Genomic DNA, 14,497 nt, shown 5'->3' with positions numbered 1-14,497 from the left:
TCACCGCAGGTTACGCGGCGGGATCACGGCGATCCAGCCATCGCCAAGCCGCCGGAAGTCCATGCCTTCCACCGCGAAGCCGGACTGGCGCAAATGCGCCGCCACCGCGCCCGCATCGAACTGACGCTTGCTGTCATGCTCGCCCCAGAACACGGTCGGGCATTCCTGCCCCATCGTTCGCGATCCAGCGGGCGCCAGCGCGAAACCGAAGGACTGTGCTATATAGCGATAGGCGAACGGTACCACTTGCGCATTGTCGCGCGGCTTCATCGCCATGACTTCGGCATTCCAGAACGGGTCGGTATGCACGACGGTGCCGGGGCAGAGCGCAACCTCGCGCGCAATCGCCCGCCCGGTATTCAGCCAGCTGATACGCTCCACCGCCAGCGGCACGTTCTGGAACAGGGCCCAGACCGTCGCCGCCAGTCCCGAGACGAGCGCCAGCGAACGCCAGTGCGGCGCAAGCCCTTCCAGCAACCTCCCGCCCGCCAGCCCCATGCCCACGCAAAGGGCGGCAACCAGCGCCATGAGATATTTCTCGACCAGGATCGGCCGCAGGAGGTGGAGGACCACCAGTCCGCCAGCGGCCAGAACCACGCCTGCCGCAAGGAGCGCCAGCGCGCCCGCCTCGCCGCGCGGCCTCTTCAGGACCAGCACGTCCCGGGCGAGCAATCCGGCCCCGGCAAGCGCGCCGACCAGCACCAACGGGTTCGCTTCCAGTGTCCGCAGCAACGCCCATTCGACCGACCAGCGGGCGGAATCGAACCCCGGCTCGATCCAGAACACCGCCGTATTGGCAAGCCAGACCGGCAGCTGGAGCGCTGTCACGGCTGCAAAGACCAGCCCTCCCGCCACAACCGGCGCGCCGACCGCGCGCAATTCAGCCCCCTTGCGCCGCAGCGCGGCCGCGAAAAGGAACGGCAGGGCGATCGCGGCGCAGGCCAGCGAAGTGATGATATGGGTGTTGAACGCCAGCAGCGCGGCGGCCCAGAATGCCGTCTGGCGACCCTTCCCCCCCGCCGCGCCGGTCGACCGGATCGCGCAGAGGCCAAGGGCGAACACGGTCCCCGCGCAAAGCGAGAGGAAGTAGGAGCGCAGCTCGCTGCCCGCGATCAACGCCCAAGGATTGGAGGCGAGCGCCAGCGTCGTCACCGTGGCGGCCGGTGCGAGCCGGGGAACATCGCGCACGATGACGGCTGCCCCTGCCAGAGCCAGCGCGCCGAGCGCGACGTTGAGCAGGCGGTGCTGGGTAATCGACCCCAGCCACGATGTCGCCCGGGCCAGGATGTAGTAAAGCGGCGGATGGTTGTCCGCCATCCAGCTCTCGCGCAGCGCGGTGATCCAGGACAGGCCGGGACGCGTCACGAACTGGGTGTAGAACTCGTCGTACCACGGCCCACGTTGAAGGCAGGTCCAGACGAGCGCAAGGCCCAGCAGCAGCACCGCGGCGAACACCACTATCCGGTCAGACCAACGCGCCAAGAAACAAGCTCCGCAAAGTCGCGTCCCGACAAGGTCGCTGCAACGGCGTGTAGCGCGGCTTGGCGAATGAAGCGTTAACTCTGCCCGCCGCGCCCACGGAACGGTCCTGGCATGGCAGCGGCATCGCAAGCGATTGAAACCAGGGCACTGGGCGGGCTACGACCGGTTCATGTGGAGAACGTCCTATGCCGCCGTCGCGGCCCTCCTTTCCGTCCTTCCGGGCGCGGCGCTGGCCAACGATTCCTCTGCGCAGCTTGCTGCCGGCGGGCTGGTCCTGACCAAAAGCGATGCCATCGAGATGCGCACCGAGGACCTTGAAATCTCGCGGTCTGCCGTCAAGGTGCGCTACACGTTCGTCAATACCAGCGGCCAGGACGTGGTCAGCCGCGTGGCTTTCCCCCTGCCAGCCGTGGGCGGCCGCGCCTTCTTCGAGGTGGACATCGCGATGCCGGTGGACTCGCCCGACAACTTCCTGGGCTTCCGGACAAGGGTGGACGGCAAGCCGGTGGCCATGGAGATCGAACAGAAGGCCATGGCCGGCAAGGTCGATCGCACCGCCTGGCTGCGCGCCCATGCGGTGCCGCTGGCGCCTCATCTTGGCCCCGCGCAGGAGGCAGTGGACCGCCTTGCCCCCTCCGCGCGCGCGGAAGCCGAGCGGCTTGGCCTTGTCGATGCCGACGGCTATCCCGCCTGGACGCTGGAAACGACCTACCACTGGATGCAGCGCTTTCCCGCCGGCGTGCCCGTCGTCGTCGAGCATCGCTACCAGCCCTCGGTGGGCGGTACCGTCGGCACCTTGCTCGGCAGCGATCCCGAGCCGCAGGCCTTGCGGAACTATTGCATAGAGCCAGCGCTGCTCGCCACCTTGCGCCGGGCGGAGGCGGCGAAAATCATCTACTCGGAAGCCTGGCTGGACTACATCCTGGTGACGGCCGGGAACTGGAAGAAACCGATCGGCCGCTTTCGCCTGGTGGTCGACAAGGAGCGCCCCGAGGATCTCGTCAGCTTCTGCGGAGCAGGCGTGCGCAAGATCGGTGCGACCCGTTTCGAGATGACGAAGACGGATTGGCGACCGGAACGCGACCTCTCGATCCTTTTCCTGCAACGTCGCACCGGCGATCAGGCTTCGGAGTAAGACGCTAAAAAGGCGAAAAACGTCGCCTCTTGCGCCCCTTGCGGGAACCCGCAACATTTCCGGGAGTTCTGCATTTCGCCGTGTCCCGACTGCGGATAGGCTAAAGCCTTGGCGGGGCCGGGCGCACTCGGGGCCGCGCGCCTATGGGTGGGGCACGGGCGGGTGGGCGCACAGGAGGTGGGGTCGATGAAACACGGCGAGTACGAGGCCGAAGGGTTCCTGTCCCACGGCGGAGATCTCGCACGCCGTATCGCCGCGCATGACTGGAGCGCGACGGCGCTTGGCCCGATCGCCGGCTGGCAAGCCAGCCTGAAGCAGACCGTGGGCTTCATGCTGCCTTCCCCCGTGCCGCTGGTGCTGCTCTGGGGCGAGAGCGGCGTCATGATCTACAACGATGCCTATTCCCACTTCGCCGGCGCGCGGGACAGCCGCCTGCTCGGTTCGAACGTGCGTGACGGCTGGGAGGAAGTGGCGGACTTCAACGACAACGTCATGAAAGTGGGCCTCTCCGGCGGCACGCTCAGCTATCGCGACCATGTGCTGACCCTGCACCGCCACGGGCGCCCGGAGGAGGTCTGGCTCAACCTCGACTATTCCCCCGTCCCCGGCGACGACGGCGTCCCGGCGGGCGTGATCGCGGTCGTGGTGGAAACGACCGAGGCCCATGCCGCACGCCAGGCCTTGCAGCAGAGCGAAACCCGCCTGCGCTTTCTCGACGATCTGGGCCGGGCCGTGCGCGACAGCCGCGATGCCGACCAGATCCTGGCGACCACGACACGCATGACCGCCCAGCATCTGGGGCTGTCCAACTGCGCCTATGCCGACATGGACCGCGACGGCGACGGCTTCACCATTCGCGGCGACTGGCACGCGGCCGGTTCGCCATCCATCGTCGGCCACTACAGCCTTGCCGATTTCGGCGTGCGCGCGGTGCAGGACCTCAATGCCGGGCGCCCGCTCATCATCGCCGACAACCGCCGCGAACTCGCGCCCGAGGAAGCGGAGACATTCGAGAATATCGGCATTGCCGCCACGGTTTGCATGCCGCTGGTGAAACAGGGCCACCTGATCGCGCTGATGGCGATCCACGACCGCAAGCCGCACGACTGGAGCGACTACGAACTCGGCGTCATTCGCGAAGTGACCGAAAGGTCGTGGGCGCACGTCCAGCGCGTGGGCGCGGAGGGGCAACTGCGCGAACGGGAAGTGTTCAACCGCCAGATCCTGGACAGCGCGATAGACTACGGCATCGTTGCCACCGATCCCGATGGCCGCATCACTCTATGGAACGCGGGCGCTGCCGCCATGCTCGGCTGGAGCGAGCAGGAAATGCTGGGCCAACCGATGGCCACGTTCTTCACCCCCGAGGACCGCGCACTCGGCCGTCCCGCGGCGAAGCGCAAGGAAGCGCTGGAGACCGGCCGCGCCCATGATGCGCGCTGGCACTTGCGCAAGTCGGGTGAGCGGTTCTGGGGCCTCAGCGAAATGACCCCGCTGCGCGGCCCCGCCGACGAGGCGATCGGCTTCGTCAAGCTCATGCGCGACCGGACGCCCGAACACCGTGCCCGCCAGGCGCTGGAGGAGAGCGAAGAACGGCTCCGCCGCGCGCAGCGCGCGGGCGGGGTGGGTCTCTTCGCCATCGACATCGCGGCCAACAAGATCGACGGCACCGAGGAATTCTGGCGCATCTTCGGTATCGATCCCGGCACCCAGCCGGGCGGATCGCCGCCGACCGAGCTGATCGAGGGCCTGGTCGTCCCGGAAGACCGGTACCTCGTATCCACCTGGATCCGGCGCCAGCAGGGAGCGACCCAGCTCGACGTGGAATACCGGGTCCACCGCGCCGACACCGACGAAGAGCGGGTGATCGCCCGCAAGGCCGAGTTCGAATTCGACAGCGAGGGACGCCCTGCCCGCATGATCGGCGTGGTGCAGGACGTGACCGACCGCCGCCGCATCCAGCGCGCGCTCGAAAAGAGCGAGGCGCAGTTCAGCACGCTGGCGCAGAACATGCCCAACCAGGTCTGGACCGCGCGGGCGGACGGCCAGATCGACTGGTTCAACGAGCGTGTCTACGCCTATACCGGACGTACCCGCGAAAGCCTGGGCAACGATGGCTGGAACGCGGTGCTCCACCCTGACGACCGGGAGGATGCCCGGACGAAATGGGCCCACTCGGTAAAGACCGGCGAAGTTTTCGAGACCGAGTTCCGGCTGCTCGACGCGCAGGAAGGCTATCGCTGGCACCTCTCCCGCGCGCTGCCGCTCGTCGATGCCCAGGGCGAGACCACGGCCTGGATCGGCACCAATACCGAGATCGAGGCCCAGAAGCAGGCCGAGGCCGCCTTTGCGCAGGATCGCGACCGGCTCTGGTCGATCAGCCGCGACCTCATGCTGGTCTGCGACCATGCCGGCCTGATCACGGCGGTCAACCCTTCCGCCGAGAGGCTGCTGGGCTGGCATGAGGGCGAGATGCTGGGCCGCCGGATCGCCGCTTTCGTCCATCCCGACGACCGCGCCGTCACCGCTTCGGCCCTGACGCGGCTGGCGAGCAGTTCGGGCCTGTTCAATACGGCCCCTGATGAAGGGGAAGCGGACCAGGGAGGACCGGGCGCGGGCGAAACCGGCGCGCCGGACCGGGCCTCCGCCGGGATGCTCGCTTTCGAAAACCGTCATCGCACCCGCGGCGGCGACTACCGCCTGATTGCCTGGACCGCCGTGCCGGACGGCGGCCGCATTCACGCCGTGGGCCGCGATGTCACCGAACAGCGCTCCATGGAAGATGCGCTTCGCCAGAGCCAGAAGATGGAGGCGGTCGGCCAGTTGACCGGGGGCATTGCCCATGATTTCAACAACCTGCTCCAGGGCATCACCGGCAGCCTGGACATGATGCACAACCGCCTGGCGCAAGGGCGTACCGGCGATCTCGAACGCTGGCTGCAAGGCGCCAAGGCCTCCGCCGAGCGCGCCGCCTCGCTGACGCACCGTCTTCTCGCGTTCTCGCGCCGCCAGCCGCTGGACCCGCGCCCGGTCCGCGCGAACCCGCTGATCGCCTCGATGGAGGACATGCTGCGGCGGACGCTGGGAGAGCACATCAAGCTGGAGTTCGGGCTTTCCGAAGGGCTCTGGCAGACCCGCTGCGATCCCAACCAGCTCGAAAGCGCGATCCTCAACCTGGTCATCAATGCCCGCGATGCCATGCCGGACGGCGGCAAGCTGACCATCGAGACGTGCAACGCCCATTTCGACGACCAATCCGTCGTCCAGCAGCGCGACCTGCGGCCCGGGCAATATGTCTGCATCGCCATCAGCGATACCGGCGTGGGCATGACGCGCGAAGTGAGCGACCGGGCCTTCGAACCGTTCTTCACCACCAAGCCGATGGGACAGGGAACCGGGCTCGGCCTCTCGATGATCTACGGCTTTGCACGGCAGTCCGAAGGCTATGCCCGGATCTATTCCGAGGAAGGCATGGGCACCAGCGTCAAGCTCTTCCTGCCACGCCATCGCGGCGTCGAAGAAGCCGACGAGCATGCCGGACATGCGGGCCATCTGCCCGCAGCGGTCGAAGGCGAAGTCGTGCTGGTGGTCGAGGACGAGGCCGTGGTGCGCGGACTCATCATAGAAGTGCTTGACGAACTCGGCTACAAGGCCATCGAAGCGGCGGACGGGCCCTCCGGCCTCGAGATACTGCAATCCGACCAGCGCATCGACCTGCTCATCACCGACATCGGCCTGCCCGGCCTGAATGGCCGCCAGGTCGCCGATGGCGGCCGCTCCGCGCGGCCCGGCCTGAAAGTGCTGTTCATGACCGGCTATGCCGAGAACGCCGCGCTTGCCGCCGGATTTCTGGAACCGGGCATGGCCATGATAACAAAGCCCTTCGCCATGGATGCACTGGCGAAGCGGATACGCGAAAGCATCGAGGATTGACGCAAATGATCGAGGGGAACCCCGAAGTGGAAGGGCTGCGCGTTCTGGTGGCCGAAGACGAAATTCTGGTGGCGATGCTGCTGGAGGAAATGCTCGACGACCTGGGCTGCCGCGTGGTCGGTCCTTACGCCACCCTCGCCTCGGCACTGGAAGCGGGGCGCGACGAAGAGTTCGACGTGGCCGTCATTGACATGAACCTGGCCGGCGAGCGCGCCGATCCCATCATCGCCGAGCTGGGTGCCCGCGCGGTGCCTTTCGCCATCGCCAGTGGCGGCGGCAATTGGGATCTGCCCCATCCGCCGGCCTTCATGCTGAACAAGCCCTACACTTTCGCGCAGCTGACAGAAGCCCTGAAAGCGCTGGAACAGGCCCGGGGCTGAGCCGGGGTTTTCCTCCCGGCGCCCTCGACCTGCTTTCTGGACCTTGCCAGCCAATTCCCATAACCGTCCGCTCGTTCCGCCCGTTGCTGCGGCAGGACGACCAGCAAGAGGGCGCATCCCGATGTCGACAACCCCGCCACCCGTCGCCCCCGACCGCCGCCAGCGGCTGAAGGCCATTGTCGCGGGCTCCACCGGCAATCTGGTCGAGTGGTACGATTGGTACGCCTATTCGGCCTTCACGCTCTACTTCGCGCCGCACTTCTTCCCGGACGAGGACCGGACCGCCCAGCTTCTGAGCGCGGCGGCGATCTTCGCGGTCGGGTTCCTGATGCGCCCGGTCGGCGCCTGGTTGATGGGCATCTATGCCGACCGCAAGGGCCGCAAGAGCGGGCTCACGCTGTCGGTGGCGCTGATGTGCGCGGGATCGCTGCTGATCGCGGTGACGCCGTCCTACCAGTCCATCGGCATCGGCGCGCCGCTGCTGCTGGTGCTGGCGCGGCTGATGCAGGGCCTTTCCGTCGGCGGCGAATATGGCGCCAGCGCCACTTATCTCTCCGAGATGGCCGGACGCGACCGGCGCGGGTTCTTTTCCAGCTTCCAGTACGTCACGCTGATTGCCGGGCAGCTCGTGGCGATCTGCGTCCTGCTGGTGCTCCAGGCGCTGCTGACCGAGGCCCAGCTCGATGCCTGGGGCTGGCGTATTCCCTTCGTGATCGGCGGCGCCCTGGCGGTTCTGGTGTTCCGCCTGCGCCGGGGCATGGCCGAGACGCACAGCTTCGAGAAAGCCCGTGCCGAGGGGGCACCGCAGTCCGGCTTCCTCGAACTGATCCGCCATCACCCGCGAGAAACCCTGACGGTCATGCTGCTGACGGCGGGCGGCACGATCGCGTTCTACGCCTATTCGATCTACATGCAGAAGTTCCTGGTCAACACCAGCGGCCTCAGCCGCGAGACCGCTTCCGAGATCAACGGCGTGACACTCTTCGTGTTCATGCTGCTCCAGCCGCTGGCCGGCGCCCTGTCCGACCGGGTGGGCCGCAAGCCGCTGATGATCGGCTTCGGAGTATTCGGCGTGCTCTGCACATACCCGATCTTCGCCACGCTTGCGGAAACCCGCAATCCCGTGGTCGCCGGGCTGCTGGTGATGGCCGGGCTGGTGATCGTCACCGGCTATACCTCGATCAATGCCGTGGTGAAGGCCGAGCTGTTCCCCGCCCATATCCGCGCGCTGGGCGTTGCCCTGCCCTATGCCCTGGCCAACACCATGTTCGGCGGCACGGCCGAATTCGTGGCCCTGTGGTTCAAGCAGGCAGGCATGGAGCAGGCCTTCTACATCTACGTCTCGGTCATGATCGCCATCTCGCTGGTGGTCTATGTGCGGATGCGCGAGACGCGGCATCACGGGCTCATCCTCGAAGACTAAAGCAGTCCGATCGCGCGCGGCCCGACTTGCGCTCCACCTCGGCCGCCCGGCGCGAGGACGCCGTTTGCTTGCCCGAAAGCGCAGCCACCCTCTGCCCCATTGCCGGGGCGGAGGGTCACCGGTTCTCCAACACTTTCGAGGTCAGCGCCACCAGATCGCCGATCGGCTCCTGATCTTCGCGCGCATAGAGCGAGACGACCATCGGCGTAGCCTCGCCCAGGCCGTCGACCCGGCGAAGCCCCTGCCCCTGCGTCACCGAAATCGGCAGCAGCGAAATCCCCATGCCCGCAGAGACTGCCGCAAGCACGCTCTGCAGGCTACTGCCGGAAAAGGCGACGTACCAGCGGCGGCCGATGGCCTCCAGTTCGCGGAACATCGTGTCGCGGTAGAGCCCGCCATTGGGAAACGTCACCAAGGGCAGAGGATCGCGCGCCTCCACCGCGTGGCCGGGACCGGCAAACCAGCCCAGCGGCTCCGGGAAGCTGGCGCGGCAATCCGCGGCGGGCTGGTCTTCCTTGACGACGACGATGTCGAATTCCCCCTGCCGGTACCGCCCGGCCAGATCGCGGCTCAGCCCGGTGACCACGTCCAGCCTGATCCGGCTGTTGCGGGCAGCGAAACGCGCCAGGCCCTGCGCCATGGCAAGCGTCGCCAGGTCTTCCGGCATGCCGATGGAGATCGCCGCCGTGCCCGCCGGATCGCGCAGCAGGCTCTGTGCTTCCTCGTCGAGTTGCAGGATGCGGCGGGCGTGGCCCAGCAGGCGTTCGCCCATCGGCGTCGGACGCACCGGCCGCGCGGCGCGATCGATCAGGGCATGGCCCGCCATGTCTTCCAATCGTCCGAGTTGCTGGCTTATCGTCGACTGCGTCATGCCCAGTCGCTCAGCCGCGCGCGTGAAATGGCCGGTATCGGCAATGGCGACGAAACTGCGCAGGAGACGGGGATCGAGCATATGTTCATTCATAGAGCGAATGATGCACATGCCAATATCTAATTTGTGAATGATAACGCGGCGGCGTAGATTTGCGGAAAAGGAGTCTTCCGCCATGAAGTTCGTCGCCCCGCTGATCGTCGCCCTCCTCGCCTCCACGACCTCCGCCCTCGCCGCCAGCGCACCGGTCACCGACAGCGCTGACATGATGATCCGCCACGTCACGGTCATAGACGTCGAACACGGGCGCGCCATCGGCGAGCAGGCGGTCGTGCTGCGCGGCAAGGATGTCGTGGCAGTCGGCAAGGACAGCGAGATCGCCCGGGCCTGGCATGCGCAGAGCGTGGTCGAGGGCAAGGGACGCTTCCTGATCCCCGGCCTCTGGGACATGCACGTTCATTTCGGCGGCGGCCCGGACCTTGTCGAGGAGAACAAGGCGCTGCTGCCGCTCTATGTCGCTCACGGCATCACCACCATCCGCGACTGTTCGGGCGACCTTCCCGACCAGGTCCTGTCCTGGCGCGGCGAGATCGCCGGCGGCACCCTGTTCGGCCCCCGCCTGCTGACATCCGGCGCCAAGATCGAGGGGATCAAGCCGGTCTGGAAAGGCACGATCGAAGTCGGCAGCAAGGCCGATGTCGATGCAGCGCTGGCCCGGCTGCAGGACCGGGACAAAGTCGACTTCGTGAAGATCACTGACAGCACGCTGGACCCGCAACTGTTCCTCTATGCCGTCTCGCAGGCCAAGGCGCGCGGGCTGCGAAGCTCCGGCCATATCCCGATGGCGCTGACCGTCGGCCAGGCGGTCGATGCCGGGATCAGCTCGATCGAGCACATCGACTATGCCTACAAGGCCGGTGTGAAGGATGAGGCGGCGATCGCCGCCGATTTCGCCGCGGGCCGCATGGACCGCGCCGAGGCCAATCGCCGGCTCGACAGCGGGTTCGACACGGCGACGGCCATGGCCTCCTATCGCAACTTCGCGCAGAAAGGCGTTTTCGTCACGCCCACGCTGAACGGCAGCCGCATCCTCGCCTGGCTCGATGCCGACGATCACGCACACGATTCCTATCTCGCCTATATCGGTCCGAAGCTGCGCAAGACCTACGAATGGCGCATCGAACGCGCCGCAAAGGCCGATGCTGCCGCGGTCGAGGCGCGCCATGCGCACTTCCAGCGCATGGCGGCGGTGCTGCCGCTGCTGGAGAAGGCGGGCGTCACCGTGATCGCGGGCACCGATGCGGGCTTCCTCAATTCCTTCAACTATCCCGGCACCGGCCTGCACGACGAACTGAGCCTCTTCGTGAAGGAAGGCCTCACCCCGGCGCAGGCCCTGTCCGCCGCGACCCGCGCCGGTCCCGCCTGGTTCGGCCTGCTAGGCCGCTATGGCGCCGTCGCCCCGGGCAAGGCGGCCGATCTCGTCCTGCTGGACCGCAATCCGCTGAAGGACATCGCCGCCACCCGCGCGATCCGCGCCGTCATCATGAACGGCAAGCTCTACGACCGCACGGCGCTGGACGGGATGCTGACGGATACGAAGAACAAGGTCGCGACCTGGAACATCGCCGACAAGGCCGGAGCCACGCAATGATAGAGCAGCTCTTCACCGGCGCCCTGCTCCCGGACGGCAGCCTGGCCGACCTGGCGGTTTCGGGCGGCCGCTTCGTGGCAATCGGCCCCGACCTTGCCGCCGACGATACGGCCGGGCGCGTGGACTTGGGCGGACATCTGGTGCTGCCGGGCTTCGTCGACGGCCATATCCACCTCGACAAGAGCTTCTTCGGCGAACCGTGGCAACCCCATCGCCCCGCCGCCAGCCTGCGCGAACGGCTCGCGGTGGAGAAAGCCATGCTCGCCGACGTGCGCCCTGCCGCGGTCCGCGCCGACGTGCTGATCGGCCAGGCTGCCAGCCTGGGCACCGTGGCGATGCGCAGCCATGTGGATGTCGATGCCACGACCGGGCTCTCGCATCTTCACGCGGTCATGGCCGCTCGTGAAAAATGGCGCGGCCAGATGGACATCGAACTGGTGGCCTTCCCGCAGGCAGGCATCGTCACTTGCCCCGGCACGGCCGACATTCTCGACGCCGCCATCCGCGAAGGCGCGGAAGTGGTGGGCGGGATCGATCCCGAAGGAATGGACGGCGATTCCGAAGCTCATCTCGGCATCGTCTTCGGCCTTGCCGAGCGGCGCGGTGCCAAGATCGACATCCATCTGCACGAGGCCGGACTGCCGGGCGTTGAGCAATTGCACCGCATTGCCGCGCGCACCCGCGCGCTGGGCCTCGGCGGCCGGGTGACGGTGAGCCATGCCTATGCCCTGGGCGACGTGGAACTTCCCGTGCTCGACACGATTGCCCGTGCCCTGGCCGACGCCGGGGTGGCGATCATGACCAACGCACCGGGAGATCGCGCCTTTCCGCCCATTCTGCGCCTGCGCGAACATGGCGTGCGGGTCTTTGCCGGGAACGACAATATCCGCGACGCATGGTGGCCCTACGGCAATGGCGACATGCTCCAGCGGGCGATGCTGATCGGCTATCGCTCGGGCTTCTACCGGGACGAGGATCTTGGCGTGGCGCTGGCCATGGCGACGACCGAGGCCGCCGTCTCGCTTGGCCTCGAAGGCCGGGGCCTGCAAGTGGGCGCAGAGGCCAGCTTCGTGGCGCTACCGGCCGTGAGTGCGGCGGCCGCCGTGGCCGCCCCGCCCTCGGAACGCCGGGTCTTCCGTCACGGCAAACCCCTCGGCGCGCCGATCCGATAAAGGAAAGCCCCGCAGCGTTCGGTACGCTGCGGGGCCTTTCGTGACCGCGTCGGTCCGGCTTACCAGGTGAAGCCGATGGTCCCCCGCACGGTGCGACGGTTGCCGTACCAGCACCAGCTGTAAGCCGCGAAGCAGCTCGTCAGGTACTTCTTGTCGAAGATATTGGTGGCGTTCAGGCCGATGGTCACGCCGCCGAGGTCCGGATTCAGCTTGCCCAGATTGTAGCGGACCAGGCCGTCGAAAACGGTGTAGGACGGGGTGTAGATCGTGGTCGTGCCATCGAGGCTGCCGGCATAGACCTTGTCGACATGGCGAACACCGCCGCCGATCGAGAAGCCTTCCAGCGAACCGGACTTCGGCGCCCAGGCCAGGTTGGCCGAGATGCCGCCCTTGCCGACAGTCGCCAGGCCCTTGCCGACGTTGTCCGTATTGACGTCTTCGAGGACCTTCACGTTCTGGGTGCTGAAGGCAACCCGGAAGTTGAAGTCGTAGGGCAGCGACCCGCTGGCCTCCACCTCGACGCCGCGCGAGCGGACTTCGCCCGACTGGAACGCGGTGAACGTGACGGGATCGGAAACCACCACATTGGTCTGGTTGATCTGGAACCAGGCGCCGGTCAGCAGGATATCGGTGCCGGGAACCTGGTACTTGGCGCCCGCCTCGATCTGCTTGCCGACCGAAGGCTTGGCCAGTTCGCCGCTTTCCAGCACCGAGGACTGCGGTTCGAACGAGGTGGAGTAGGTCACGTAAGGCGACAGGCCGAGTTCGGTCTTGTAGAGCGCCGCCGCACGCCAGGTGAACTTGCGGTTGGTCTGCACCGAGCCGTTCTGCTCCAGACGCGCCCAGTCCTGCCGGCCGCCGAGCGTCACGTCCAGATTACCCACCGAGATGCGGTCCTGCGCGTAGATGCCTTGCTGGCGCTGGCGGGTGGCGGTGTAGCCAGGCTCGGAGTAATTGTTCGGATCGTAATTGAAGTCCGCGTCATAGCCTGGAACCACGTAAGGGTTCGCGGGCGTTGCGATCGTTCCATAGACCGGATTGTACGCGTCGATCGTGGTCGCCGATCCAAAAGCGTAAAGCTCGGTCGAATGGGCAACCTGGCGGTCCACACCGAACAGGACCGAGTGGTGCACCGAACCCGTGGTGAACTCGCCGGACAGCTGATTGTCGTACGTCCAGTTGTTGAGCTGCTCATTCGTCGCATAGGACGCGCGGTTGTAGACCGTGCTGTCCGTTTCGACCGGCGTTCCCGAGGTATAGACGATGCCCAGACGGGTCTTCACATACTGGTAGCGCCCAGACGAGCGGAAGGCCCAGCCATTGCCGAAATCGTGGCGGAAGATGAAGGTACCCGCGGCCTGCTCGCGCTTGAAGAAGTCGTCCGGCTCGCCGCCGTAGAACTTGGTCGAAATCTTGCCGTTGGCGTTGTCGAACAGGGTACCGCTGGCCGGGAACACGCCGTAGTTGCCGTTGAACGGATCGTGCGAGTAAGCGCCGAGCACCGTGAACGTGGTCGAGGTGCCGGCGCCCAGCGTCACGGCCCCGGAAACGGTTTCGCGGCGGCGCTTGCCGTAGCGCTGCTGGGCATCGGCCCCGTTGGCGCTGCCGTAGAGGCGCCAGAGGACGGTTTCGCCCACTTTGCCGCCCACGTCGCCATCGATGCGGTAATTGCTGTAATTGCCGTAGGTGCCGGACACGGCGCCGTAGAAATCGCGGTCGATCGGCAGCTTGCTCTGCTCGTTGACGAAGCCGCCCGGGCTGGAAGAACCGTAGAGCGCCGATGCCGGGCCCTTCACCACTTCGATACGGTCCAAGCGCGACATGTCCACTTGCGGCGTCGCATAGCCGGAGCCGCTGGAGAACATCTTCAGGCCATCGAGATAGACCGGCGCATCGAAGCCGCGCAGCTTGAACTGATCGTAGACCTCGGCCGAGGAACCACGCGTTTCCGGCGTGACGCCGGCCACATAGCGCAAGGCCTGGTTGAGGTTCTGGATGCCCAGCTCGGCGATCGTGGACGCGTCGATCACCGACACCGACTGCGGCGTTTCCGCCAGCGGAACATCGCTCTTCGTACCCGAGGAGGCCACGGTTGCGGAACGGTCACCCTTGACGACGATGGTGTCGTCGGAATCGGCCGCCGCAGCCTGTGCGGCAGCGGGAAGGAGGGAAATGGCCACCATGCCGGTGGCTGCTCCCAGGAGAAGGCGGCCGCGGACCGTCGTTCGAAACATAAACTGCCTTTCGATATCGATAATGAGTCGCGATCGCGCCACTAGTGATAATGCGACTGGCTCGCAAGATTGCTGAGGGATTGCTGGTTGATTAAACAAGCTGTCCGGCCTTTGTGTGGGATATGCGCCACGACCGAGAAGGTGCTATTTACGCCGAACGGGTGGCCCCGCAGCCTCGATCACGGCCTGCTCGGTTTATGGTAGCGTTACCATCAA

9 protein-coding genes are annotated in these 14,497 nt (G+C 66.5%); 6 read left to right on the top strand and 3 right to left on the bottom strand.

Features of this window, described 5'->3' with window-relative positions:
- A complete protein-coding gene (locus tag AB4Z00_RS10095) occupies positions 1-1,482 on the bottom strand; it encodes a hypothetical protein (protein ID WP_442045821.1) in 1,482 nt (493 codons plus the stop codon).
- A 169-nt stretch (positions 1,483-1,651) separates the two neighbouring features.
- Here AB4Z00_RS10095 and AB4Z00_RS10090 point away from each other — a divergent pair, with 169 nt between their 5' ends.
- The 4 genes from AB4Z00_RS10090 to AB4Z00_RS10075 all read left to right on the top strand — a co-directional run bounded on the left by AB4Z00_RS10090 (position 1,652) and on the right by AB4Z00_RS10075 (position 8,353).
- The gene (locus AB4Z00_RS10090) at positions 1,652-2,617 is read left to right on the top strand and encodes a DUF4424 domain-containing protein (protein ID WP_442045820.1); all 966 of its coding nucleotides are present in this window, start codon (positions 1,652-1,654) and stop codon (positions 2,615-2,617) included.
- A gap of 186 nt (positions 2,618-2,803) precedes the next feature.
- The gene (locus AB4Z00_RS10085; RefSeq protein WP_442045819.1) at positions 2,804-6,550 is read left to right on the top strand and encodes a PAS domain S-box protein; all 3,747 of its coding nucleotides are present in this window, start codon (positions 2,804-2,806) and stop codon (positions 6,548-6,550) included.
- A gap of 5 nt (positions 6,551-6,555) precedes the next feature.
- On the top strand, positions 6,556-6,930 hold the full coding sequence (locus AB4Z00_RS10080) for a response regulator (RefSeq protein WP_132265926.1): 375 nt from the start codon (positions 6,556-6,558) through the stop codon (positions 6,928-6,930).
- Between the two features lie 121 nt (positions 6,931-7,051).
- A complete protein-coding gene (locus tag AB4Z00_RS10075) occupies positions 7,052-8,353 on the top strand; it encodes an MFS transporter (protein WP_442045818.1) in 1,302 nt (433 codons plus the stop codon).
- 115 nt (positions 8,354-8,468) lie between these two features.
- Here AB4Z00_RS10075 and AB4Z00_RS10070 read toward each other — a convergent pair whose 3' ends face one another.
- Positions 8,469-9,305, bottom strand: a complete 837-nt coding sequence (locus AB4Z00_RS10070) for a LysR family transcriptional regulator (protein WP_132266250.1) — start codon at positions 9,303-9,305, stop codon at positions 8,469-8,471.
- A 94-nt stretch (positions 9,306-9,399) separates the two neighbouring features.
- Here AB4Z00_RS10070 and AB4Z00_RS10065 point away from each other — a divergent pair, with 94 nt between their 5' ends.
- Entirely contained in the window at positions 9,400-10,875 is a 1,476-nt protein-coding gene (locus AB4Z00_RS10065) for an amidohydrolase family protein (protein WP_442045817.1), read from the top strand.
- On the top strand, positions 10,872-12,047 hold the full coding sequence (locus AB4Z00_RS10060; protein ID WP_442045816.1) for an amidohydrolase family protein: 1,176 nt from the start codon (positions 10,872-10,874) through the stop codon (positions 12,045-12,047). The genes AB4Z00_RS10065 and AB4Z00_RS10060 overlap by 4 nt, the downstream gene beginning before the upstream one ends.
- Positions 12,048-12,106: 59 nt before the next feature.
- Here AB4Z00_RS10060 and AB4Z00_RS10055 read toward each other — a convergent pair whose 3' ends face one another.
- Positions 12,107-14,230 (bottom strand): TonB-dependent siderophore receptor, encoded by a 2,124-nt coding sequence (locus AB4Z00_RS10055; protein ID WP_442045815.1) that lies wholly within the window; start codon positions 14,228-14,230, stop codon positions 12,107-12,109.
- Positions 14,231-14,497: the final 267 nt, after the last annotated feature.

The sequence above is a fragment of the Novosphingobium sp. YAF33 genome, from assembly GCF_052113265.1.
In the GTDB taxonomy this organism is placed as follows: domain Bacteria; phylum Pseudomonadota; class Alphaproteobacteria; order Sphingomonadales; family Sphingomonadaceae; genus Novosphingobium.
This window is presented reverse-complemented; position numbering and strand designations above follow the sequence as displayed.